Below are 23,380 nucleotides of genomic sequence, written 5' to 3' on the forward strand. Positions count from 1 at the left end.
TCACGACGCGTACCCCCTGCTGAAGCGTCTTTCCAGGAAGTGCTGGCCGACGCTGGCGACGCTCGTCAGCAGCAGGTACCACAGCGACGCCACCACCAGCAGCGCGATCACCTCGAAGTTCTCCAGGTAGATGCGCTGCGAGACGGTCAGCAGCTCCGCCCCGGCGATCACCGACACCATCGAGGTCGTCTTCAGCATCGAGATGAACTGGTTGCCGGTCGGCGGGATGATCACCCGCATCGCCTGCGGCAGCACCACCCGGCGCAGGATCTTCCTGTGCGACATGCCGAGCGACTCGGCCGCCTCGCGCTGGCCGGGATCCACCGAGCGGATGCCCGCCCGGACGATCTCCGCCATGTACGCGCCCTCGTTGATCGTCAGCCCCAGCAGCGCCGCGATGAACGGCGTGATCAGCTGGTGCGCCTGCCACTCCACGAGCATCGGCCCGCCGAACGGCACGCCGATCCCGATCACCGGGAACACCAGCCCGATGTTGAACCAGAAGATCAGCTGAACCAGCAGCGGCGTGCCGCGGAAGAACCACGTGTACAACGCCGAGGCGCCGCGCAGCACCGGGCTGTCCGACAGCTGCATCACCGCCGCCGTCACCCCCAGCACCACGCCCAGCCCCATCGACAGCACCGTCAGCGCGATCGTGACCAGCAGCCCGCCCAGAATCCTGCCGTCGAACAGGAACGCCACGATCACGTCCCAGTGCAGGTTCTCGTTGACGACGACCGTGTACGCCAGCCACACCAGCCCCAGCGCGGCGGCGGCCGCGGCGACCATCGGTCCCGGCCGCCGCGGCTTCACCGCCTCGATCGGAAGCTCGGCCGTCACGGCGCACCCGTGTTGACGGTCACCTTGGAGACCGCGTTGGGGCCGGTGCCGTACTTGTCGAGCACCGCCTTGTAGGAGCCGTCGTCGACCATCTCCTGCAGCGCCTTGGCGATCGCGTCGCGCAGGCCCGTGTTCTGCTTGCCGACCGCGATGCCCCAGGGGCCGGCGTCGTACTGCTCGGCCAGCACCTCGTACTTGCCGGTGTCCTTCGCGAACATGTACGCCACCGGCGAGTCCACGATCGTCGCCACCGTCCGGCCCGAGTCGATCGTCAGCAGGCCGGTCGGCGCGTCCTCGCTCTGCAGGATCTCCATCTTCTTTTCGCACTTGTCGTTCTGGCGCTTGCCGATCTCCAGGTTCGAGGAGCCCTTTGCCAGCACGACCTTCTTGCCGCACAGGTCCGCCAGCGACGTGATGCCCTCCGGGTTGCCCTTCTTGACCATCACCGAGCCGCCCGCGTTGAAGTAGTCGACGAAGTCGACCGCCTGGCGGCGCTGGGCCGTGTCGCTCAGCGACGACATCGCGATGTCCCACCGGCCGCCCTGCAGGCCAGGGATGAGCCCGTCGAACGCCGCGTTCGTCACCGTCGTCTTCAGCCCGAGCCGCGTGCCGATCGCCGTGGCCAGGTCCGGGTCCACGCCGGTGAGCTCCTGCGTGCCCGGCTTGTACATCTCCATCGGCGGATAGCCCTCCGACGTCGCCACACGCAGCACGCCCGCCTCGCGGACGCTCTGCGGCACCAGTTCCTTGGCGCTCTTGCCGCCCGACTCCGGGGCTGAGGGCGCCGCCGTACCGGAGGACGACCTGCCGCAGCCCGCGCCCAGCGCGCACACCGCGACCAGCGCGATGACCAGGTGTTTTCGCATGGCGGCCATCGTTGGCGAGCACTTCGCCCGATCCCAAGGGATGTGCACGCTTCTGCCCCTCAGCATCGAAACCCTCGATGCTGAGGCACCGGCACCCGCGACGCTTCCTACGCTGACGCGACATGAGCATCGACAGCGTGTGGCCGGCGAGCGCGACCTGGGCCGAAGGCGTGCTGCACCTCGGCGGCCTGGCCGTCACCGACCTGGCCCGCGAACACGGCACCCCCGCCTACATCCTCGACGAGGCCGACTTCCGCGCCCGCGCCCAGGCCTGGCGCGACGCGCTGCCCGGCGGCGACGTGCACTACGGCGGCAAGGCGTTCCTGTGCCCGGAGGTCGTGCGCTGGCTGGACCGGCTCGGGCTCAACCTCGACGTGTGCACCGGCGGCGAACTGGCCGTCGCCCAGGCCGGCGGCATGCCGCCCGAGCGCGTGGTCTTCCACGGCAACAACAAGTCCGAGGACGAACTGCGCCGCGCCGTCGCGTGGGGCGTCGGCTGCGTCGTGCTGGACTCCTTCGCCGAGCTGGAACGGCTGGCCGCCATCGCCGCCGGGCACGGGAGCGTCCAGCCCGTCATGATCCGCGTCACCCCGGGCGTCGACGCCCGCACCCACAAGTCCATCGCGACCGGCGGAGAGGACTCCAAGTTCGGCTTCTCGCTGTCGGCGGGCGACGCCGAACGCGCCGTCCGCCTGGTCCGCGCCCGGCCGTCCCTGCGCCTGTCGGGCCTGCACTCCCACATCGGCTCGCAGATCCTGCAACTGGACGGCTTCGCCGAGGCCGCCCGGCGCATGACCGCCTTCGCCCGCGCCATGGACGTCGACCGCCTCGACCTCGGCGGCGGCCTGGGCATCGCCTACCGTCCCGGCGACCCCCGGCCGCCCGCACCGTCGGACCTCGTGACCATCCTGCAGAAGGAGACCGGCGGCCTGCACCTGTCCGTCGAACCCGGCCGCTCCATCGCCGGGCCCTCCACCGTCGCCCTGTACACGGTCGGCACCATCAAGGGCGGCTACGTCAGCGTGGACGGCGGCATGAGCGACAACCCCCGCCCCGCGATGTACGGCTCCCCGTACACGGCCGTCCTGGCCTCCCGCGCCTCCTCCGCTCCCGCCCGTGGGTTCACGGTGGTCGGCAAGCACTGCGAGAGCGGCGACGTCCTCGTCCGCGACGCCCGCCTTCCCGGCGACCTGGAGCCCGGCGACGTGCTCGCGGTGCCCGCCAGCGGGGCCTACCAGCGCTCGATGGCCAGCAACTACAACCACGTGCCCCGGCCGCCGGTCGTCGCCGTCCGGGACGGCGCGGCCCGCGTGGTGGTCCGCGGGGAAACCGAATCCGACCTTCTCCGGCTCTATCCGTAACCCTGGTTAGCATGGCCGCCATGCTCAATCCCGGCCGCTCGCCGTACACCAGCACCGACCGGGACCTGATCGGCGTCGCGCACGCCCGTCAGGTCCGCGATCACTTCGCCGCCGCGCCGACGCCCCTGACGGCGCTTGCGCGGCTGGCCGCCGGGCAGCGCGTCGGGAAGATCCTGGTCAAGGACGAGAGCGACCGCATGGGACTGGGGAGCTTCAAGGCGCTCGGCGGCGGTTACGCGGTGGCCAGGCTGGTCGGCGAGGAGGCGGGGCCGGACGCGGGGGAGGGGCGGCTGCGGGAGGTGGCGGCCCGTGCGCCGTTCGTGTGCGCCAGCGCGGGAAACCACGGGATCTCCGTGGCCGCCGGGGCCAGGGCGCTCGGCGGGACCTGCGTGGTCTATCTGAGCCATGAGGTGCCCGAGGAGTTCGCCGATCGGCTCCGGGCCCTCGGCGCCCGGGTACGGCGCAGCGGCGCCGACTACGACGAGAGCATGGCCGACGCCCTCCGGGCGGCCACCGGCAACGGCTGGCGGCTCATCTCCGACAGCTCCTGGCCCGGCTACACCCGGGTGCCCCTGGACGTCATGCGCGGCTACACCGCCCTGCTCGACGAGGTCTACGAGGCGGGCGCCGCGCCCACGCACGTGTTCGCGCAGGCTGGGGTGGGCGGCCTGGCCGCGGCGGCCGCCGCCTACGTGCGCGACCGGTGGGGCGAGGACCCGGTGGTGGTCGTGGTGGAGCCCGAGGGCGCCCCCTGCCTGCTGGAGAGCGTGCGGGCGGGTGAGCCGCTGCGGGTGAAGGGCTCCCCGACCTCCCTGGGCCGCCTGGACTGCCTGGAGCCCTCCCTCCTGGCCTTCCGGCTCCTCGGGCACCTGGCCGACGCGTTCGTCACCGTGACCGACGCCCAGGCCGCCCTGGCCGCCGCCGCGATGGGCGAGGAGGGCGTGCGCGTCTCGCCGTGCGGAGCCACGGGTACGGCGGGGCTGATGGCCCTGGACGACGACACGCGGAGCGCGCTGCGGCTCGGCCCTGACTCCACCGTCCTGGTCATCGGCACGGAGGGGCCGGTTTAGAGGCGGCAGCGCGGGGTTGCAAATCACCGCGAAAATAAACGCATGGGACAGATGGGAACCAAGTGACGCACGAGACGCGTCAAAGCGGGCGTGCATCGTCGGGCGCCGGAGCGGCTTGCTGAACTGGATCTGCTGCGGTTCGTCGCGGCGCTGGCCGTAGTGGCCTTCCACTACCTGGTGGCCTTCAGGTCGGTGTGGGGTGAGCAGCCCGCCGAGCTGTTCCCCGCCGTCGCCCCCCTGGCCGGGCTGGGAATCCTGGGCGTCGAGCTGTTCTTCATGATCAGCGGGTTCGTGATCCTCATGAGCGCCTGGGGCCGCGGGCTGGGGGCCTTCGCGCGCTCGCGGTTCGTCCGCCTGTATCCGGCCTACTGGCTGAGCCTCGCCGCCGCCTTCGGCCTGTACGGCGTGCTCGCGCTCAAGGGGCCCGACCCCAAGCTGACCGGCGCCGAGTACGCCCTGAACGCCACCATGTTCCAGCGCCTGTTCAAGGGCATCGACGCGGTCGGCGTCTACTGGTCGCTCTGGGCCGAGCTGCGCTTCTACCTGATCATGGCCGTCATGATCCTCATCGGCATCACCGCCAACCGGATCCTGATACTCGGCGGCGTCTGGCTGGCCGCCGCCACCGGCGCCCTGTTCCTGGACAACCAGGTCGTCAACGAGATCGTCATGCCCGCCTACGCCCCGTACTTCGTCGCCGGCATGTCCCTCTACCTGATCCACCGGCGCGGCTCCTCCTGGCTGCCCTGGCTCTACGTCGTGGCCGGATGGGCCCTGGCGCTCAACGCCGCGCTCGAACGCGTCGAACGCCGGGTCAAGGCCGCCGGATCGGCCGCCATGCCGGTCACCGACCTCGGCGTCATCCTCACCGTCACCGCGATCTTCGTGGTCATGGCCCTGGTCGCGCTCGGGCTCCTGCGGATGCGTTCCAACGGCCTGCTGACCGCGCTGGGCGGCACCACCTACCCGCTGTACCTGTTCCACTCGGCCGCGGCCGTCGTCCTCATCCCGCTGCTCGCGGGCGGCCTGCCGCCCTGGCTGATCGCCCTCGTGACCCTGCTCGCCGCGATCTTGGTGTCCTATCTCGTCTACGCGTGCGTCGAACGTCCGGTCCAGCGACTTCTCAGACCACGCAAGTCATCCCGAACCCCAGCAGCGCCCTCCACACAGGTCGAAAAGGCGTCGGTGCCATAACTCTGTGGCCTTGGGGCACTGTGAAGGGCATAGGCTCGGGCATATAAACGGCGGATAGCGATTTGGCTGGACGACGAGAGGTGCGCATGACGGTGCGTCGGGTGATGGGCATCGAGACCGAGTACGGCATTTCCGTACCAGGTCAGCCAGGCGCCAACGCGATGGTGACCTCATCGCAGGTCGTGAACGCCTACCTGGCCGCCTCGGCGGCCCGGGCGCGACGCGCCAGATGGGACTTCGAGGAGGAGAACCCGCTGCGCGACGCGCGCGGCTTCGACCTGGCCAGGGAGGTGGCCGATCCCAGCCAGCTCACCGACGAGGACCTCGGCCTGGCCAACGTCATCCTCACCAACGGCGCCCGGCTCTACGTCGACCACGCCCACCCGGAGTACTCCACTCCCGAGTGCACCAACCCCCGCGCCGCCGTCATCTGGGACAAGGCCGGAGAACGCGTCATGTACGACGCCGCCACCCGCGCCTCGGCGATCCCCACGAACGCCCCCATCCAGCTCTACAAGAACAACACCGACGCCAAGGGCGCCTCCTACGGCTGCCACGAGAACTACCTCATGCGCCGGGCCACGCCGTTCGCCGACATCGTGCGTCATCTGACGCCGTTCTTCGTCTCGCGGCAGGTCGTGACCGGGGCGGGCAAGGTCGGCATCGGCCAGGACTCGCGCGGCGAGGGCTTCCAGATCTCCCAGCGGGCCGACTTCTTCGAGGTCGAGGTGGGCCTGGAGACGACGCTCAAGCGCCCCATCATCAACACGCGCGACGAGCCGCACGCCGATCCGGAGAAGTACCGCCGCCTGCACGTGATCATCGGCGATGCCAACATGTCGGAAATTTCGACATACCTGAAGCTGGGCTCCACGGCGCTCGTCCTCGCCATGATCGAAGACGGCTTCCTGACCCGCGACCTCGCCGTCGACAACCCCGTCCAGGCCCTGCGCGCGGTCTCCCACGACCCCACCTGCCGCTACGAGATCGCCATGCGCGACGGCCGCAAACTGACGGCCATCCAGCTGCAGATGGAGTACCTGGAGCAGGCCAGAAAGTACGTCGAAGAGCGCGGCACCGCCCAGGACGAGATGAACAAGGACATCCTCGACCGCTGGGAGTCCGTCCTCACCCGCCTGGCCGACGACCCGATGCAGCTCTCGCGCGAACTCGACTGGGTCGCCAAGCTCGAACTCCTCGAGGGCTACCGCACCCGCGACGGCCTCGCCTGGTCCCACCCGCGCCTGCAGCTCGTCGACCTGCAGTACTCCGACATCCGCCCCGACCGCGGCCTGTACAACCGCCTGGTCGCCCGCGGCCGCATGCAGCGCCTGGTCACGGAGGACGACGTCCAGCGCGCCGTCGAGAACCCGCCCAACGACACCCGCGCGTACTTCCGCGGCCGCTGCCTGCGCCAGTACAGCGAGTCGGTGGCGGCTGCCTCCTGGGACTCGGTCATCTTCGACATCCCGGGCCGCGAGTCCCTGCAGCGCGTGCCCACCCTGGAACCGCTGCGCGGCACGAAAGCCCACGTCGGCGAGCTCTTCGACCGCTGCCGCACCGCCGCCGACCTCGTCGCCGCCCTCACCGGCGGCGACTAGCGCGTCTTCTGCCTTTTCAGCTGGTTTGCGCGCTCTCTTCGCCCGCGCCTTGTCGCGGGCGCTTTTCGTGCGTTGCGGGCACAACCCCTCCTGTCCGCTACGGCAAGCCGCCCCCACCGCCACCCGCCGACCACCCTCCCTCCGTCCAGGGATACGGCAGGCAGGGCGCGCCGCCCGGCCCGCCGTAACGCCGCCCGTAACCACGCGGACGGGGCCTCCAGGTCACCATGGCGGCTTTGACCCGCTTCGTGGGCCCAGAACGACCGGCGCTGCCTGCCATGGCTGAGCCGTCGCGTCCGGCTCGGGTTTACGTAGGGTGGAGCAGTGGTTCCGGGTCGAGCGAAGATCGCGCGGTGATGGACGCGAAATGTCGCTCGGTTCGGGGAAGATATGGCTTAGAGACAGTCCCCCAAGCGGAGGTAGGTAGGACATGGCGACAAAGGACACCGGCGGCCAGAAGCAGGCCGGGCGGCGTGAGAGCGAGGTCGAGGAGACCGAAGCCTCGGCGTCCGCCGACGTCCAGGAGCGGCAGGAGAAGCTCACGGACGATGTCGATGCGATCCTGGACGAAATCGACGAAGTGCTCGAAGAGAACGCAGAGGAATTTGTTCGCTCCTACGTCCAAAAGGGCGGCCAGTAGGGGCAAACATCTAGCAAAGGGGTGGAAACGCCCTCGCGAGGTGAGTGGTGCCCGGGCTGTGGTCGCTCTCCGGGTGCGGTTCATTCGGGTCATCGCGCGAGGGAGGGGCGTGCGCGAGGCCGCCGCGGCCGGTGCGGTCGTGGACCGGCGCGCGTGAGGTCCGCGGGGAGATCGAGGAGGAGTACGGGCGAAACGGGTCCACCGGGAATGGGCTGACCATGGCATGACCCAACGACGACTTCGAGCGCGCGCTCGCCTGCCGGGGCGGGCTCCGCGCCGACCGTCAGACCGTTCCCTGGACCTTCGCCGACCCTCTCCACCGCCGGCCGCGACCGGGCGCGGCGGCGTGGCGGGTGCTACCGCCCAGTTCGCGGCACACGCTGACGACGAGGTGCTGCCTCAACATCCCCACCGCGAGGTGCTGCCCTCGCGTCCTCACTGCGATGGGCCGCCCCGGGCCTCCGGTGATGGTGTTACGTGATGCGGTGGGCCAGGCCGTCCATCAGCATGGTGAGCCCGAGGCGGAACGCGCCCTCCGGGTCGGTGGACATGCCGGTGGTCTCGCCGACCGTGGTCGAGACGCGCTGGGCGATGGGGTAGGACACGCCGCCCATGGCTGTGGCCAGGGCCGGGGCGACGCTCTCCCACCACTGCACGTCGGTGAGGGAGCTCTCCTGCCAGACGCGCCGCATCGAGATGACCCCGCGGGCGCTGCTGGAGACGAGGCCCAGGACCGCGGTGAGCGTCTGGTCCATCTCGATGTCGCCGAGCCCGAGCCCGTCCAGCGCGGCGAGTTCGGCCTCGTACTTGCCTGACACGCCGGGTCCCGGCACGGGGCGGCCGGGGGCGACGTCGACGGTCCAGGGGTGGGCCATGTGGTGGTCCCAGTTGGCCTGGGCGACGCGTTCGATCCTGGCCCGCCAGGTCGCCGCCGCGGCCGGGGGCGGGCCGGTGGCGTACACCTCGGCGGCGACGGCGTCGAGCATCAGTTCGATGAGTTCCGCGCGCCCGGCGACGTGCGGGTAGAGGGCCATGGGGCTCACGCCCAGGTCGCCGGCGACCCTGCGGATGGTGAGCGCGTCGAGGCCTTCGGCGTCGGCGACCGCGATGGCCGCGCCGGTGACGCGTCTGGGCGTGAGGCCGGACCTGCTCACCGCTTCGGTGGGTTTCCACAGCAGGCCGATCAGCTTGATCGGGTCGCCGGGCCGTTCGGCTCTCTTCGCCATTCTCCGCTCCCATCTGTTTACGATGTATTATACATTGTCTAAATCGAAGGGAGGCCACATGACCGGCGAATCCGCACCGATCTTCGCCAGAGGGGTGCGCAAGCACTTCCCGGGCAACGAACGTCCCGCGCTCGACGGCGTCGACCTCACCGTCCGGGCGGGCAGGGTCTGCGCGCTGCTCGGCGGCAACGGGGCGGGCAAGACCACGATGATCCGCATTCTGACCACGCTGACCAGGGCGGACGCGGGCATCGTCCGGGTCGCAGGAGGCGACGTGCGGGCCGAGGGCACGCGGGTGCGGGCCTCGATCGGGCTCGTCGGCCAGTACGCGGCCCTGGACGAGGTGCTCAGCGCCCGTGAGAACCTCGAGCTGTTCGGCCGGCTGGCCGGGCTCGACCGCCGCCGCGCCCGCGAGCGGGCGGGTGAGCTCCTCGGTACGGCGGGCCTGCACGAGGTGGGCAGGCGCCCGGTGGGCTCGTTCTCCGGCGGCATGCGCAGACGGCTCGACCTGGCGACGTCGCTGATCACCATCCCGGCGGTGCTGTTCATCGACGAGCCGACCACCGGCCTGGACCCGCGGGCGCGCCGCGAGCTGTGGTCATCGGTCAGGGCGCTCACCGCCGCTGGCACGACGGTGCTGCTGACCACCCAGTACCTGGACGAGGCCGACGCGCTGGCCGACGACGTGGTGATCCTGCGCGAGGGCCGGGTGATCGCCGAGGGCACGCCCGGCGACCTGAAGAAGCTCGTCGGCGAACCGCGTATGGAGTTGCGCGAGCCGACGCTCGAAGACGTCTACCTGCACCTGCACGAGGAAGTGGCGGCCTCATGACGACGACGATCCCGGCGGCTCCGGCGCGGACCCACGTCTGGCGGGAGGCGCTGATCCTGGCCGGCCGTACGCTGCGGCACTGGCGGGCGCGGCCGGTCGGCTTCGCGGTCCAGGTGTTCTTCCCGGTGCTCGTCATCCTGCTCATGGGCGGGCTGCTCGGCGGCGCGATCGCGGGCAGCGCGGCGCAGTACATCCTGTTCGTGATCCCGGGCGTGCTGGCCTTCACGATGTTGTCCGGCATCGAGACGACGATGATCGCGGTCACCACCGACGCGACCAGGACCGTGACCGACCGCTTCCGCTCGCTGCCGATCTCGCCGGGGGCCGTGCTGCTCGGCCGGGTGCTGGCGGACATGCTGACCTCGGCCGTGGAGCTCGTGGTGATCACGCTGGCGGGGCTGGCGCTCGGCTGGCGGTGGGAGAGCGGCATCCTGCCGGCGCTGGCGGCGTACGGGCTGCTGCTGTGGTTGCGGTTCGGGCTGCTCTGGGTCGGGGTGTGGGCGGGGCTGCGGGTGGGCTCCCCGGAGGCGGTCGGGGCGGTGCAACTGCTGTCGTGGCCGGTCGGGTTCCTGTCGACGGTGTTCGTGCGGCCGTCCACGATGCCGCCGTGGCTGGGCGCGATCGCCGAGCACAACCCGCTGTCGGCCACGGCCAGCGCGGTGCGCGAGCTGTTCACCGGCGTCCCATTGCGGGGTCTGACCTGGGCGGCCGACCACGCGCTGCTGTTCGCGCTGGTGGCGCCGCTGGTGCTGGCCGCGGTGTTCTGCCCGCTGGCGATCCGCGCGTTCCAGGGACTGAGCCGATGAGCGAGATGATCCGGGTACGCGGCGCGCGGGAGAACACGCTCAAGAACGTCGACGTCGACATCCCCAAGCGCAAGCTGACCGTCGTCACCGGCGTGTCGGGGTCGGGCAAGTCGTCGCTGGTGTTCGACACGCTCGCGGCGGAGTCGGGGCGCCAGCTCAACGAGACGTTCTCCGCCTTCGCGCAGGGCCGCCTGCCCAGCTACGGCCAGCCGGACGTCGACCACCTGGAGAACCTGTCCGCGGTGATCATCGTGGACCAGAAGCGGCTCAGCGGCGGCCCGCGCTCGACCGTGGGCACCGCGACCGACATCGGGGCGCGGCTGCGGCTGCTGTTCTCCAGGCTCGGCGAGCCGTCCGCCGGCTACTCCAACGCCTACAGCTTCAACGACCCCGCCGGGATGTGCCCGCTCTGCCAGGGGCTCGGGGTGGCGGCCACCGTGGTGGTGCCGGAACTCGTCGACGAGGACCGGTCGCTGGCGGAGGGGGCGATCAGGTTCCCGGCGTTCGCGCCCGGCCAGTGGATGTGGAAGGCGTACGCCCGCTCGGGCTTCTTCGACGTCGACAAGAAGGTACGCGACTACACCCCGGAGGAACGCGAGATCCTCCTGCACGCGCCCCCGGGAACGCTCAAACCCCCCGCGGGCATGGACGCGGTCGGCACCGCCTACGAGGGCGTGGTGCCCCGGTTCACCCGCATCTACCTGCAGAAGGAGCCGGAGTCGCTCAAGGGGGCGCAGCGGGAGGCGTTCGAGCGGATCGTGGCCAGGCGGCGCTGCCCGGAGTGCGCGGGCTCCCGGCTGGCCGCACCGGCGCGGGCCAGCCGCATCGCCGGGCGTTCGATCGCCGACTGCAACGCGATGCAGGCCGACGATCTGCTGGCCGTACTCGGGGAGTTCGACCGTCCCGAGGTGGCGCCGCTGGTGGCCGTGCTGCGCGAGCACCTGAGCCGGATGGTCACGCTCGGGCTGGGGTACCTGAGCCTCGGCCGGGCCACCTCGACGCTGTCGGGAGGGGAGTCGCAGCGCGTCAAGATGGTGCGCCACCTGGGCAGCGCGCTCAGCGACATGCTGTACGTCTTCGACGAGCCGACCGTCGGGCTGCACCCGCGCGACGTGGACACGCTCGGCGCGATGCTGCTGGCCCTGCGCGACCGGGGCAACACGGTGATCGTGGTCGAGCACGCCCCCGAGATCATGGCGATCGCCGACCACTGCGTCGACATGGGCCCCGGCGCCGGCGGCGCGGGCGGGCAGGTCGTCTTCGAGGGCACCTACGAGCGGCTGCGCCGGGCGGACACCCCGACCGGCGCCGGTCTGCGCGCCGACCGGGTCAGGCGCGGCGAACCCCGACCGGTGAACGACTGGATGGTCATCGAGCACGCGTCCACGAACAACCTGCGCGACGTCACCGTCGGCGTCCCCCGCGACGTGCTGACGGTCGTCACCGGCGTGGCCGGTTCCGGCAAGAGCAGCCTCATCCTCGGCCACCTGCCCGCCGCCGCCCCGGACGCCGTCGTGATCGACCAGCGGCCGATCCGCGGCTCGCGGCGCTCCAGCCCCGCGACGTTCACCGGCCTGCTCGACTCCATCCGCCAGATCTACGCCCGCTCGACCGGCCGCCCGCCGGGCCTGTTCACCCCCAACTCGACCGGCGGCTGCCCCGGCTGCGAAGGCACCGGCCTCATCTACACCGACCTGGCGTTCATGGAAGGAGTCACCACGCGCTGCGAGACCTGCCGCGGCCGCCGCTTCACCCCGGAGGCCCAGCTTCACACGGTCGGCGGACGCTCGATCGCCGAGGTCTTCGAGATGAGCGTCGCCGAGGCGCAGGCGCACTTCCCCCAGAAGCCGGTACGCGACACCCTCACCCGCCTGGCCGACGTCGGCCTCGGCTACCTCACCCTGGGCCAGCCCCTCACCTCCCTGTCAGGAGGCGAACGCCAGCGGCTCAAGCTGGCCGCCGAACTGGCGGCGCCGGGCCGTACCCTCATCCTCGACGAGCCGACCACCGGCCTGCACCTCGCCGACATCGACCACCTCGTCGCGCTGCTGGACCGCATGGTGGACGCCGGCTCGACCGTGGTCGTCATCGAGCACAACCTGGACGTGGTCCGCGCCGCCGACTGGATCATCGACCTGGGCCCCGAGGCCGGGCACGACGGCGGCCAGGTCGTCTTCACCGGCACCCCGCGGTCGATGATCGAGTCGGCCGCCACCCACACCGCCCACCACCTGCGCCTCAGCGGCTGACGTACTCCACGCCCACGCCCAGCAGCCGCACCGGCCGGTCCAGGGTGAAGCGGCCGAGGGCGGCCAGGGCGGCGGCCTCGATGGGAGCCGGGTCGACGGTGGCCGCGGCGAGCTTGGTCTGCCGGGTCTGGGTGATGAACGGGGCGAAGCGCACTTTCACCGTCACCCGGATGACGGTCCGGCCCTCGCCGGCGGCCTCGGCCGCGAGGCGGCGGGCGAAGGCCGTCACGTGCTCGCGGACGGCGGCCGGATCGGTGAGGTTCGTCGGGAACGTGCTCTCGTGGCTGTGGCCGCGAGGGACCCACGGGGTGTCGGTCACGGTCGTCTCGCCCTTGCCGAGCGCGAGGTAGCGCAGCCAGGGCCCGTTCGTGGGGCCGAAGCGCCCGGCCAGGCCGGCGGGATCGGCGGCGGCCAGGTCGGCGACGGTGTGCAGGCCCAGGTCGGCGAGCTTCTTGGTGGTCTTGGCGCCGATGCCCCACAGCGCGGAGGTGGGGCGCTCGCCCATCACCTCCGTCCACTGCTCGGTGGTGAGCTGGGAGACCCCCTGCGGCTTGCGGAACTGGGCCGCCAGCTTCGCCTGGTGCTTGTTGTCGCCGATGCCGATGGAGCAGGTCAGCCCGGTCTCCTCGGTGACCGCCCGCTGCAGCGAACGGGCCAGCGCGAACGGGTCGCCGGTGCGGGCGCCGATGAACGCCTCGTCGAGCCCCCACACCTCCAGCGTGATCGGGAAGGCCCGCAGGACCTCCATGACGCGGGCGGAGGCGGCCTCGTAGGCGGGCATGTCGCTGGGCAGGAACACGCCGTCCGGGCACTTGCGCAACGCCGTGCGCATGGGCATCCCGGAATGCACGCCGTGCTCGCGGGCGGCATAGGAGGCGGTCGCCACGACCGTGCGGGGGACGGTCGGATCGCCGTTGCCGCCCACGATGACCGGGCGGTCCCGCAGTTCGGGGTGCCGCAGGATCTCGACCGACGCCATGAACGAGTCGAGGTCGAGATGCAGGATCCAGTCCCTGGTGGACACCCCTCCAGTATCCCGCCTCACGACGTGCGGGGTCGCCGCGGGCCGTGCCGGCGCGCGGGGAACGCCTGCCCGCCGCACGTCCGGGAGTTCGCGGTGAGGGTACGGCGGGCGGGGGTCAGGCCAGGGCCGTGCCGGCGGGCAGGCGGACCGGTTCGTCGCGGTAGAGGGCGGCCGAGCAGGGGGTGACCGCCTGGCGGCAATCGCCGCGGTCGCAGGCCTTGATGGCCACGCTGAGCAGGGTGAGCAGAAGGTCGGTGTCGTGTGCGGTGTCGAGGCGGATGCCGATCCAGTCCTCGCTGCGCCCGAACACGACCCGCTCGGTACCGGCCAGCGCCGGGTACATGCGGCAGATGGCCGGGCGGGTGAGGCGGAGTTCGGCGTCGTCGTCGGCGTGCAGGTGGAGGATCTGGCAGGTGCCGGCGGCCACGCCGACTCCGCATGTGCAGTACGGGGCTGTCGCCTCAAGGCCGGGCCACTCGCGCAGGAGCGTCAGCACCCGGCCGGCCTGGGAACCCAGGGCGATGCCGCTTGCTCGCATGTGCTCATCGTCGTCCTCCGCGCACGCGGAGCAAAGGTGGATACCGCCAGGGTGTTCCCAATCGTTATGGAGCGATGCGCCGGGCGACCGCGATGAAGGCGGCCAGCTGTTCGGGGGAGAGCGCTCCGGTGAGGTGGCGGCGTACCGCGCCGAGGTGGACGGGCGCCGCGCGGTCGTACGCGCGGCGGCCCTCGCCGGTGAGCACGACGTCCTCGCCGCGGCCGTCGAGCTCGCACTTCTCCCGGCCGACGAGCCCGCGCTGCTCCATCCGGCCGAGCTGGCGCGACAGGCGGCTGTGGGCCCAGCGCAGGTGGCCGGCGAGGCCGCGCACGCGGATGCAGTGCTCGCCGCCCGAGAGCTCGGCCAGGGCGGCCAGCACGTCGTAGTCGGCCATCGACAGGCCGCTCGCGCGTTCCACGTCGCGGGCGATCTCGGCGTCGACGTGCAGGCGCAGGCGGCGGTAGGCCTCCCACGCCGCGAGCGCGGTCTCGTCCCTCGTCTCGGTCACCCCTGCAGTCTAGAGGGTTTTGGTGACATGTAACAGATCTTGAGATAGAGTTTCGTTACACGTAACGAATTGATGGGAGTGTGGGCATGGAACGCAGGCTGGCGGTCAACGGGGTCGAGCTGAACGTCGAGACGTCCGGTGACGCGGGAGACCCGGCGATCCTCCTGCTTCACGGCGCGGGGCAGTCGCTCGTGGCCTGGGAGGAGGAGTTCGTCGCCCGGCTCGTCGCGGGCGGGCGGCGGGTGGTGCGCTTCGACAGCCGTGACGCCGGCCGTTCGACCAGCTATCCGGCGGGCGAGCCGGCGTACGGCCTGAACGACCTCGCGGACGACGCCGCCGCGCTGATCGAGGCGCTCGGCCTGGACCAGGCCCACCTCGTCGGCATGTCGCAGGGCGCCGCCGTCGCGCAGCTGGTGGCGCTCGGCCACCCCGGCCGCGTCGCCTCCCTCACCCTCACCGGCGCCACCCCGGGCGGCCCCGGCCACGAGTCCCCCGACCTGCCGCCGATGGCGGACAGGATCCTGGCGCTGTTCGCCGGGGAGCAGCCGGAGCCCGACTGGTCCGACCGCGCGGCCGCGCTCGACTACCTGGTCGAGGGCGAGCGCCCCTACGCTGGGGCGGTTTTCGACGAGGCGGCGCTGCGGGCCATGGCCGCGCGGGTCGTGGACCGCACGCCGAACCTGGCCGCCCAGCTCACCAACCCGTTCCTCATCGACGCCGGCAAGCCGTGGCGCGAACGGCTCGGCGAGATCGCGGTGCCGGTGCTGGTCTTCCAGGGCGGTGACGACCCGCTGTTCCCACCGGGACACGGGCAGGCGCTGGCCGCGGCGATCCCCGGGGCGCGGGCGAGGGTGCTGGAGGGCGTCGGGCACGAGATCTTCCCCCGGCGCACCTGGGACGAGGTCGTCCCGGCGATCCTGGACCACACCGCCGCGCGCTCCTGACCCGCCGCGGCCGCCCATTCCTGGATCGCACGGCTTGATCCCGTGCGGGCGGTCAGGCGAGCAGCGCGCCGTCGCGGTAGACGAGCGATCGAGCCGGTACGGCCCAGCGTCGCACCCCCAGCGCCGGCTCAGTGCCCTCGGGCACGACCGCCTGCACCAGGTGGCCGCCGGACTCGAGCGTGACCAGCACGCCGGTGCCCAGGTTCTCCAGCACGGCCACGGTGCCCGGGATGCCGTCCTGGCGTTCGGTCTCCGACAGGCGCATGTATTCGGGCCGCACGCCGTACACGATCTCGTCGCCCTCGCCGAGACCGGCGGGAGCGGCGCGGACGGCGCCCGCGACACGCAGCGCGCCGCCGGTGTTCGTGCCGGGCAGCAGGTTCATCGGGGTGGAGCCGATGAACGAGGCGACGAACGTGGTGGCGGGCCGCTGGAAGATCTCGGCGGGGGTGCCGATCTGCACCATGCGTCCGGCCGACATGACGGCGATGCGGTCGGCCAGCGCCAGCGCCTCGGCCTGGTCGTGGGTGACGAAGACCGTGGTGACGGCCAGTTCGCGCTGCAGGCGCTTGAGGAACGTGCGCGCCTCCAGGCGCAGCCGGGCGTCGAGGTTGGACAGCGGCTCGTCGAACAGGAACGCGGCCGGATGGCAGGCGATCGCGCGGGCCAGCGCCACCCGCTGCTGCTGGCCGCCGGACAGCTGGGCGGGGCGGCGGTGCAGCAGGTCGGCCAGCGACAGGCGGCGGGCCACCTCGGCGGCCTTGCGCACACGTTCGGCGCGGGGGACCTTCTTGATGCGCAGCGGGTAGGCGATGTTGTCGGTGACGTCCATGTGGGGAAAGATCGCGTAGTCCTGGAAGACCATGGCGACGTCGCGGCGGCCCGGGGGCAGGCGGGTGACATCCGCCTCGTTGATGCGGATATTTCCTGCTGTGGGGGTTTCGAGACCGGCGATCGTCCGCAGCAGCGTCGTCTTGCCGCAGCCCGACGGGCCCAGCAGCGCGAAGAACTCGCCGTCGGCCACCGTCAGGTCGATCGTGTCCAGGGCGCGCACACCGCCGGGGAACACCTTGGTCAGGCCGTGCAGCGAGATCACCGCTTGATACCTCCGTGGAAGCGGAAGCCGTACCGCTGGGAGACGAACAGGTACATGGCCACGACCGGCAGCGAGTAGAGCAGCGAGAACGTCGAGATGAGATCGAGCTTGGGCGCGCCGCCCTCGGTGTAGAGGGTGTAGAGGATCACCGAGCCCGGCGACTTCTCCGGATCGCGCAGCAGGATGAACTGGAACAGGAACCCGCCCCACACGCTGGCCAGCGCCCAGACGCCGATCGTGGCCAGGCCGGGGCGTACGAGCGGGACGGTGATGTGCCGCAGGATCTGCAGCGGCGAGGCGCCGAAGACCCGCGCGGACTCCTCGTAGGACGTGGGCGTCTCGTCCATGAAGTCCTTGAGTATGAAGATCGCCGCGGGCAGCAGGCCGCCGGAGACGACCAGAATGACGCCCAGATGGGTGTCGATGAGGTTGAGCCGGGTGGCCAGCTCGAAGATCGGGACCATGGCCGCGGTCCCGGTGACCACGGACGACAGCAGCAGAAGCAGATAAAGGAGTACGTCCCTGCCGGGCACCGACACCCGCGAGAGCGCGTACGCGGCGAGCGCGGCCAGCACGACCACCAGCACCGCCGCGCCCCCGCCCTGGATCAGCGAGTTGCCGATGGAGCCCAGCGCGTAGGGGTTGTCGAGGATGGCGGCGAAGTTGGCGAGCGTGAACTCCGGCACCGACGTCGTGATCGTGGGGGAGGCGTCGAACGGCGCCGCGGCCAGCCACAACATCGGCAGCGCGAACAACGCCAGGACCAGCGCGACGAAGACCGTGGAGACGAGCCTGCCGACCGTGTGCCTGATCATGCCGGTGGCCCTCCCGCGGCGGCCGTGGCCTCCTGCCGCCGCCGCCCGCGCAGCAGCCGCAGGTAGGCCAGCGCGAAGACGAGGTTGATGAGCAGGATGAGGAAGGAGACCGCGGCGCCGACGCCGAGCTCGCCGCCGCGCAGCGCGAGGTTGTAGACGTAGATCGGCAGGATCTCCGAGCGGCCCTCGGGCCCGCCGCCGGTCAGGACGAACGGCGTGAAGTCGTTGAACGTCCACAGGCTGATCAGCAGCAGGTTCGTCAGCACGTGCCGGCGGATGAGCGGGAAGACGACGTCGCGCAACTGCTGGAAGACGTTGGCGCCGGCCAGGCGGGCGGTCTCCAGGTGGGAGGGCGGCACGTTCTCCAGCGCCGCCGAGTACAACATCATCGAGAACGCGGTGCCCCGCCAGGTGTTGAAGATGATGATCGACAGCAGCGGGTGGTCCAGCAGCCACGCGAACCCCGGCGTGCCGAGCAGCGCGTTGAGCGTGCCGTCGTCGCGGTCGAGCAGCGCGAACCACAGGAACCCCACCACCGTCGACGGCAGGATCCACGACAGCAGCACCACGCCCTCGACCAGCCGCCGCACCGCCCCGCGCCGGGAGCGCAGCACCCACGCGAGCGCGAACCCGAGCCCCGCCTGGCCGATCACGGCCGAGCCGCCCACGTAGGCGACGGTCAGCCACAGCGAGGACAGGAAACGCGGGTCGCCGAGCGCGGAGGTGTAGTTCTCCAGCCCGACCACCTGCGGGTCGGCCGCCTGGAGCCCGGTCAGCCGGTAGTCGGTGAGCCCCAGGTAGATCGTCCAGAGCGCGGGGAAGACGAGGAAGACCGCGACGAGCACGAGCGCGGGCAGCACGAACGCGGTGGCCCTGGCGCGCCCGAGCCCGGCGGCATCGGTGATCATCCCGCGATGTTGGCCGCGCCGCCGACCAGCCGCTCCAGCTTGGTCTGGTACGCGCCCGCCGCCTCCTCGGGCGAGGCGCCCGCCACGACCGCGGCCGTGGCCTCCTGAAGCGCGACCGACACCTGCGGATAGACCGCCAGCGGCGGCCGGTACGCCGTGATCGGCAGGACCTCCTCCGCGATGTACCTGAGCATCGGGTCGACCGTCAGCACCTCGGAGTTGACGTCGTCGCGGGCGCTGATGCGCACCTGCCCGGCCAGCTGCGACTTGGTCGCCGCCGCCGAGTGCATGAACGCCAGCAGCTCCCAGGCCAGCTTCGGGTTCTTGGAGAAGGGGTTGAGCACCCGTACCGCGCCGCCGGACATCGAGACGAAGTCCTGGCCGCGGATGCCGCCGCCCGCCTGCCTGGCCGGGATCTTGGCGTAACCGACGACCGCGTCACGCTCGGCCATGGGCGCCACGCCCGCCTTCGGCTCGATGACCGAGCGCCAGAAGTAGTCGCTCTCCGCCAGGATCGCGATCTTGCCCTCGGCGAACTGGGCGAAGGACTTGTCGCGGCCCTTGGCCTCCTGCTGCAGCTTCGGATCGCCCAGGCCCTTGGAGTAGATCTGCTGGTAGAAGCCGAGCACGTCCTTCATCGCCTGGGAGGCGCCGGTCCACTTGCCGGTGGTGTAGATCTCCGAGCCGGCGCCGGTCAGCAGCGGCAGCGCGCCCTGCATGGTGGTGGCCTCGCCCATCGCGGTGCCGGCGTTGATCTGGATCGGCACCGGCACCCCGGCCGCCTTGAGCCTGGTCCCGGCGTCGATGATCTCCTGCCAGCTCGCCGGCCGCCACGGCTCCGGCAGGCCCGCCTTCTTGAACAGCGTCCGGTTGTAGAACAGCACGCGGCCGTCGGTGCCCTGCGGGAGCGCGTACTTCTTGCCGTCGAAGATGCCGAGCCCCTGTACGGCCTGCGGGATCTGCGACCAGCCCTCCCAGCCGTCCACCGTGGGCCCGCCCACCTCCGCCAGCGGCTTGATGTAGCCGGCCTGCGCGAACTCGCCCACCCAGATGCCGTCCAGGTCGATGACGTCGGCGCCGGTCTTCGACTTGAGATCCAGGGCGATCTTCGTCTTGTACTGCTCGTCCTCGACGCCGCTCGGCTGGAACAGCACCTTGACGTTCTGATGACTCCGCTCGAACTCGGGGATCACCCAGCTCCGGATCCAGTCGGCGCTCTCGGAGTTCTTGCCGCCGGAGATCGAGTTGGCGGCGATCGTGAGGGTCACGCTCCCGGGGCTCGACGGCCGGCCGGTGCCGCAGGCGGCGAGGGCGAGGAGGAGGGCGGCGCCGATGAGCACAGGTCGCATGTCGGCCTCCAGTTGAGGACGTGCAGACATACCGACAATCGCACGACCCGACCCGGGCGTAAAGAAACGATCTGATGAACGGTTCGCCCTGAGCTGATCGTGGGAAGTGCATGGGGCAACGCAACATGAGTAGGGTCTGGCTAGAGGTAGTGACGTTTGAGGAGGGAGTCGCGTGGCATCGCACAGGGATCTGCCCGCCGGCTTGGTTGACCGATTTTTCGTGAACTCGGGGAGTTCGTCGTTCACCGAGTTCGTCAGCTCGCACGCCCCGGAGTTGCTCCCGGTACGCGGCGAGATCCTGGCCACCCCCATCGGCGACCAGGTTCCGCACGCCACGACGATCGTGGCGGCCACCTTCGCCGGCGGCGTGGTCATGGCCGGAGACCGGCGGGCCACCTCGGGGAACATGATCTCGCAGCGTGACGTGCAGAAGGTGTTCCGCACCGACGACTACTCCGTCATGGGCATCGCGGGCACGGCGAGCACCGGCATCGAGATGGCCCGGCTCTACCGCGTGGAGCTGGAGCACTACGAGAAGATGGAAGGCCGCACGCTGTCGGTCAACGGCAAGGCCAACCGCCTGGCCACGATGATCCGCGGCAACCTCGGCATGGCGATGCAGGGTCTGGTGGTGGTGCCGCTGTTCGCCGCCTACGACCCCGACAAGGACGAGGGGCGCATCTTCAGCTATGACGTGGCGGGCGGGCCGTACGAGCGGGAGCGTTTCGACGCGATCGGCTCCGGCTCCATCTTCGCCCGCGGCTCGCTGAAGAAGCTCTACCGCGACGGCGCCGGCGCCGACGACACCGTGATGACGCTCATCCAGGCGCTCTACGACGCGGCCGACGACGACTCGGCGACGGGCGGACCCGACGTGACCAGGAAGATCTGGCCCATCGTGTCGGTGATCGACACCAACGGGTTCCGCCGGCTCACCGACGAGGAGGTCTCCGGATACGTCGAGCAGATGCTCGAAGCCCGGTTGATCTCCCCCGACGGCCCCATCGCCCCGCTGCGCTAGAAAGGAACACCTGCGGTGTCCATGCCTTTTGGATATGCCTCCCCTGAGCAGATCATGCGGGACAAGGCGGACTACGCGCGCAAGGGCATCGCGCGGGGCCGCTCGGTCGTCGTACTGCAGTACGAGGACGGCATCCTGTTCGTCGCGCCCAACCCGTCGCGGGCGTTGCACAAGATCAGCGAGATCTACGACAAGATCGGCTTCGCCGCGGTCGGGCGCTACAACGAGTTCGAGGAACTGCGGCTGGGCGGCATCCGCTATGCCGACATCAACGGCTACACCTACGACCGCTCCGACGTGACCGGCCGCGGCCTGGCCAACCTCTACGCCTCCAACCTCGGCCGGATCTTCACCGAGTCGATCAAGTCGCTGGAGGTCGAGGTCGTGGTGGCCGAGGTCGGCGAGACGCCCGACGGCGACGCCATCTACCGGCTCACCTTCGACGGCTCCGTCTTCGACGAGCACGGCTTCACCGTGATGGGCGGCCAGGCCGAGGCCGTCTCCGGCCGCCTGAAGGAGCGCTACCGCGAGGCGATGCCGCTGGCCGACGCCCTTGAGGTCGCGCTGGTGGCGCTGACGGAGCCTGGTGGCGAACGGCCGCCGGTGGCCCAGCTCGAGGTCGCGGTGCTGGACCGCAACCGCGAGCACCGCAAGTTCCAGCGGCTGACGGGGGCGCGCCTGGAGCGCATCCTCCCCGCCGCCCCGCCCACCCCGCCCGCCGCCGCCACAACGGAACCCGACGACGCCCCCACCGGCCCGCCGACGGGCCCGGACGGCGACATCGACGACGGCTCCTCACCCCTGTAGCGACCTGGGGCCATGGGCTCCACGGTTTCTGGGCCGAAGCGGTACCTGGGCGCCGCGGCAAAACGCCGCGGCGCCCACGCACGCCCGATCCGCCACCCCGCCTTCCGCTCCTGCCCGCGCCTCTCGGCCGCTTCTTGTATGCGGCTGACTTGTGGTTCTACCCACACCCGCCTTTGGCTCCGAGCCGCGCCTGTCCGGCGGCCGTGCGCGTCGGTGTCCTGTCTGTCGGTCTTCGCCCTGGTTCGGCGCCGGTTCCGAGCGGCGCCCGCCTCTCGGGTACGGCCGTGCCGGGTGGGTGCACTGGTAGCCGGGGTCAGCGGAGTCGCCGTCTCCTGGTGATGGGGTGTGACGTGTGTCACGTGGTGCTGCGCGAACCAGGGGGCGTGTGCGGGGATCGTAGATCGTGTGAAGACTTCGACCCGATACATCCTGGCCGGCGGTGCAGTGGCCGCCTTGACTCTTTCCTTCGTCAGCACCGCCCACGCCGGTACCCGGAGCACGGTCACGCTGCCCGCGACCGCCGCGTTCACGGCGATCCCCAAGTTCAAGGCACCCAAGATCTTCGGGACCACCTTCCAGGCGGACCCCGGGCACGACTTCACCAAGGGCGTCCACTCGCGGCGCGACGGCATCCTGCGCGGCTGGATCACCCACGTCAGCGGCGTCAAGGCCGAGTACGAGCCGATCAAGTGGAAGAAGGGCACCCAGACCGAGGGCTACTTCGTGGGGCCGCCCGAGGGTGACGTGCGGGCCTACGCCTCGCCGATCGCGAAGAACGTGGTGTTCCTGTCGGCGTTCGGATGCAAGGCGTCCATGCGGAACATGACCGTCGACCGCAACACCGGACTCGGCAACAAGCGGTGCTCGCAGTCGGTGCTGATCAAGCGGGCCAAGCAGTACGAGCGTCCGGCTCTGATCACCGTCTACAAGGGGAAGATCGTCCGAGTGCAGGAGATTTACACCCCGTAGTCCCAAGGTGGGTCTTACGTTGGGGCTTGCGGCGGTAGGTGGTCATAGGAAGTGGATCACCGCTGGAGGCAGCAGATGCGTGGGATCGCCGCCGCTTTGGCCGGTATCACCGTGGCGTTGGGGGTGGCCGCGGTCCCGGCACGGGCCGATGAGGACCTGGGCCTGCGGCCGTCGACCGTACGGGCCGGTGGATGGGTGACGGTCCGGCTGCTGTGCGACCCCGATTCCGAGTCGGGGATGATCGACGGGCCCACCTCGTTCGGGGAGATCCCGATCGACGACCTGGGCGACGGCCGGTTCGAGGACGACGTACGCGTACCCATCGGCACTCCGCGGGGCCGCCAGCCGGTCTTCGGGTACTGCGACGACGAGGACGAGCCCACCAGCCGAGCCACGTTCACGGTGGTGGGCGGCCGCCCACACGGCGGCGCATACACCGGCTTCGGCGGTACGGCCCCAGCCCCCGCACCCCAGCCCGCCAACGCCGCTCAGCCCGGCCATGCGGCCCAGGCGGATCAGGGGGAGGAGACCGGTCTGCAGCGTGGCGCCCCGGGAGGCGCTCTCTTGTGGGCCGGGATCGGAGCGCTGGCGCTCGGCGGAGTCGCCGCGATGCGCCGCCGCAACCGCCGCAGGGGCTGACATGCGCCGCCCCTACAACCCCGTGACACCGGTGTGGTGCGGGCTCGGTCCGGGAGGGGCCGCGGGCGGGGTGGGCT

The 23,380-nt window shown here is 71.0% G+C and carries 23 protein-coding genes; 13 read left to right on the forward strand and 10 right to left on the reverse strand.

What is annotated here, in order from left to right; translation table 11 throughout:
• Together ACFWYW_RS32805 and ACFWYW_RS32810 are read right to left on the reverse strand one after the other, a co-directional pair.
• Entirely contained in the window at positions 1-840 is an 840-nt protein-coding gene (locus tag ACFWYW_RS32805) for an amino acid ABC transporter permease (protein WP_379622163.1), read from the reverse strand.
• Entirely contained in the window at positions 837-1,706 is an 870-nt protein-coding gene (locus tag ACFWYW_RS32810) for an ABC transporter substrate-binding protein (protein ID WP_379622161.1), read from the reverse strand. Before ACFWYW_RS32810 ends, ACFWYW_RS32805 begins: the two co-directional genes overlap by 4 nt.
• 122 nt (positions 1,707-1,828) lie before the next feature.
• Here ACFWYW_RS32810 and lysA point away from each other — a divergent pair, with 122 nt between their 5' ends.
• The 5 genes from lysA to ACFWYW_RS32835 all read left to right on the forward strand — a co-directional run bounded on the left by lysA (position 1,829) and on the right by ACFWYW_RS32835 (position 7,572).
• Positions 1,829-3,067 (forward strand): diaminopimelate decarboxylase, encoded by a 1,239-nt coding sequence (gene lysA / locus ACFWYW_RS32815; protein WP_379622159.1) that lies wholly within the window; start codon positions 1,829-1,831, stop codon positions 3,065-3,067.
• 11 nt (positions 3,068-3,078) lie between these two features.
• Positions 3,079-4,137, forward strand: a complete 1,059-nt coding sequence (locus ACFWYW_RS32820; protein WP_379622157.1) for a diaminopropionate ammonia-lyase — start codon at positions 3,079-3,081, stop codon at positions 4,135-4,137.
• A gap of 90 nt (positions 4,138-4,227) precedes the next feature.
• Positions 4,228-5,331, forward strand: a complete 1,104-nt coding sequence (locus ACFWYW_RS32825; RefSeq protein ID WP_379622155.1) for an acyltransferase family protein — start codon at positions 4,228-4,230, stop codon at positions 5,329-5,331.
• Positions 5,332-5,417: 86 nt separating this feature from the next.
• Positions 5,418-6,932 (forward strand): depupylase/deamidase Dop, encoded by a 1,515-nt coding sequence (gene dop, locus ACFWYW_RS32830; RefSeq protein ID WP_379622153.1) that lies wholly within the window; start codon positions 5,418-5,420, stop codon positions 6,930-6,932.
• Between the two features lie 430 nt (positions 6,933-7,362).
• Entirely contained in the window at positions 7,363-7,572 is a 210-nt protein-coding gene (locus ACFWYW_RS32835; RefSeq protein ID WP_184968246.1) for a ubiquitin-like protein Pup, read from the forward strand.
• Positions 7,573-8,045: 473 nt separating this feature from the next.
• Here the strand turns inward: ACFWYW_RS32835 and ACFWYW_RS32840 are convergent, their stop codons facing one another.
• Complete coding sequence (locus ACFWYW_RS32840) at positions 8,046-8,798, reverse strand: TetR/AcrR family transcriptional regulator (protein ID WP_379622151.1); 753 nt, start codon at positions 8,796-8,798, stop codon at positions 8,046-8,048.
• Positions 8,799-8,856: 58 nt separating this feature from the next.
• On the opposite strand from ACFWYW_RS32840, the gene ACFWYW_RS32845 reads away from it, so the two are divergent.
• Genes ACFWYW_RS32845 through ACFWYW_RS32855 form a run of 3 tightly spaced genes read left to right on the forward strand, consistent with a single transcriptional unit; the run spans position 8,857 to position 12,685 of the window.
• Complete coding sequence (locus tag ACFWYW_RS32845; RefSeq protein ID WP_379622149.1) at positions 8,857-9,630, forward strand: ABC transporter ATP-binding protein; 774 nt, start codon at positions 8,857-8,859, stop codon at positions 9,628-9,630.
• Positions 9,627-10,436, forward strand: a complete 810-nt coding sequence (locus ACFWYW_RS32850; protein ID WP_379622147.1) for an ABC transporter permease — start codon at positions 9,627-9,629, stop codon at positions 10,434-10,436. Before ACFWYW_RS32845 ends, ACFWYW_RS32850 begins: the two co-directional genes overlap by 4 nt.
• Entirely contained in the window at positions 10,433-12,685 is a 2,253-nt protein-coding gene (locus ACFWYW_RS32855; protein WP_379622145.1) for an ATP-binding cassette domain-containing protein, read from the forward strand. Before ACFWYW_RS32850 ends, ACFWYW_RS32855 begins: the two co-directional genes overlap by 4 nt.
• On the opposite strand, the gene ACFWYW_RS32860 is transcribed toward ACFWYW_RS32855, so the two are convergent.
• The 3 genes from ACFWYW_RS32860 to ACFWYW_RS32870 all read right to left on the reverse strand — a co-directional run bounded on the left by ACFWYW_RS32860 (position 12,675) and on the right by ACFWYW_RS32870 (position 14,755).
• Complete coding sequence (locus tag ACFWYW_RS32860; RefSeq protein WP_379622143.1) at positions 12,675-13,709, reverse strand: DNA polymerase IV; 1,035 nt, start codon at positions 13,707-13,709, stop codon at positions 12,675-12,677. The two genes, ACFWYW_RS32855 and ACFWYW_RS32860, sit on opposite strands and share 11 nt — an antisense overlap.
• A 115-nt stretch (positions 13,710-13,824) precedes the next feature.
• Positions 13,825-14,247: a luciferase family protein gene (locus tag ACFWYW_RS32865; protein ID WP_379622141.1), complete on the reverse strand. Its 423-nt coding sequence runs from the start codon at positions 14,245-14,247 to the stop codon at positions 13,825-13,827.
• Positions 14,248-14,311: 64 nt separating this feature from the next.
• Entirely contained in the window at positions 14,312-14,755 is a 444-nt protein-coding gene (locus ACFWYW_RS32870) for a MarR family winged helix-turn-helix transcriptional regulator (RefSeq protein ID WP_379622139.1), read from the reverse strand.
• Positions 14,756-14,841: 86 nt separating this feature from the next.
• On the opposite strand from ACFWYW_RS32870, the gene ACFWYW_RS32875 reads away from it, so the two are divergent.
• Complete coding sequence (locus ACFWYW_RS32875) at positions 14,842-15,699, forward strand: alpha/beta fold hydrolase (RefSeq protein ID WP_379622137.1); 858 nt, start codon at positions 14,842-14,844, stop codon at positions 15,697-15,699.
• Positions 15,700-15,751: 52 nt separating this feature from the next.
• Here the strand turns inward: ACFWYW_RS32875 and ACFWYW_RS32880 are convergent, their stop codons facing one another.
• The 4 genes from ACFWYW_RS32880 to ACFWYW_RS32895 are packed head-to-tail and all read right to left on the reverse strand — an operon-like array spanning position 15,752 to position 19,867.
• Entirely contained in the window at positions 15,752-16,795 is a 1,044-nt protein-coding gene (locus ACFWYW_RS32880) for an ABC transporter ATP-binding protein (RefSeq protein WP_379622135.1), read from the reverse strand.
• Positions 16,792-17,610 carry a carbohydrate ABC transporter permease gene (locus tag ACFWYW_RS32885; RefSeq protein WP_379622133.1) on the reverse strand — a complete coding sequence of 273 codons (819 nt, stop codon included), beginning with the start codon at positions 17,608-17,610 and terminating at the stop codon, positions 16,792-16,794. Before ACFWYW_RS32885 ends, ACFWYW_RS32880 begins: the two co-directional genes overlap by 4 nt.
• Positions 17,607-18,518, reverse strand: a complete 912-nt coding sequence (locus tag ACFWYW_RS32890; RefSeq protein ID WP_379622131.1) for a carbohydrate ABC transporter permease — start codon at positions 18,516-18,518, stop codon at positions 17,607-17,609. Before ACFWYW_RS32890 ends, ACFWYW_RS32885 begins: the two co-directional genes overlap by 4 nt.
• Positions 18,515-19,867: an extracellular solute-binding protein gene (locus ACFWYW_RS32895; RefSeq protein ID WP_379622129.1), complete on the reverse strand. Its 1,353-nt coding sequence runs from the start codon at positions 19,865-19,867 to the stop codon at positions 18,515-18,517. Before ACFWYW_RS32895 ends, ACFWYW_RS32890 begins: the two co-directional genes overlap by 4 nt.
• Before the next feature lie 172 nt (positions 19,868-20,039).
• On the opposite strand from ACFWYW_RS32895, the gene prcB reads away from it, so the two are divergent.
• The 4 genes from prcB to ACFWYW_RS32915 all read left to right on the forward strand — a co-directional run bounded on the left by prcB (position 20,040) and on the right by ACFWYW_RS32915 (position 23,303).
• A complete protein-coding gene (prcB, locus tag ACFWYW_RS32900) occupies positions 20,040-20,888 on the forward strand; it encodes a proteasome subunit beta (protein WP_379622127.1) in 849 nt (282 codons plus the stop codon).
• Positions 20,889-20,909: 21 nt separating this feature from the next.
• On the forward strand, positions 20,910-21,695 hold the full coding sequence (gene prcA / locus ACFWYW_RS32905; RefSeq protein WP_379622125.1) for a proteasome subunit alpha: 786 nt from the start codon (positions 20,910-20,912) through the stop codon (positions 21,693-21,695).
• A 405-nt stretch (positions 21,696-22,100) separates the two neighbouring features.
• Positions 22,101-22,664 carry a hypothetical protein gene (locus ACFWYW_RS32910; RefSeq protein ID WP_379623517.1) on the forward strand — a complete coding sequence of 188 codons (564 nt, stop codon included), beginning with the start codon at positions 22,101-22,103 and terminating at the stop codon, positions 22,662-22,664.
• A 75-nt stretch (positions 22,665-22,739) separates the two neighbouring features.
• A complete protein-coding gene (locus ACFWYW_RS32915; protein WP_379623519.1) occupies positions 22,740-23,303 on the forward strand; it encodes a hypothetical protein in 564 nt (187 codons plus the stop codon).
• Positions 23,304-23,380 lie beyond the last annotated feature (77 nt).

This window comes from Nonomuraea sp. NPDC059023, assembly GCF_042740095.1.
Taxonomy (GTDB): Bacteria; Actinomycetota; Actinomycetes; order Streptosporangiales; family Streptosporangiaceae; genus Nonomuraea.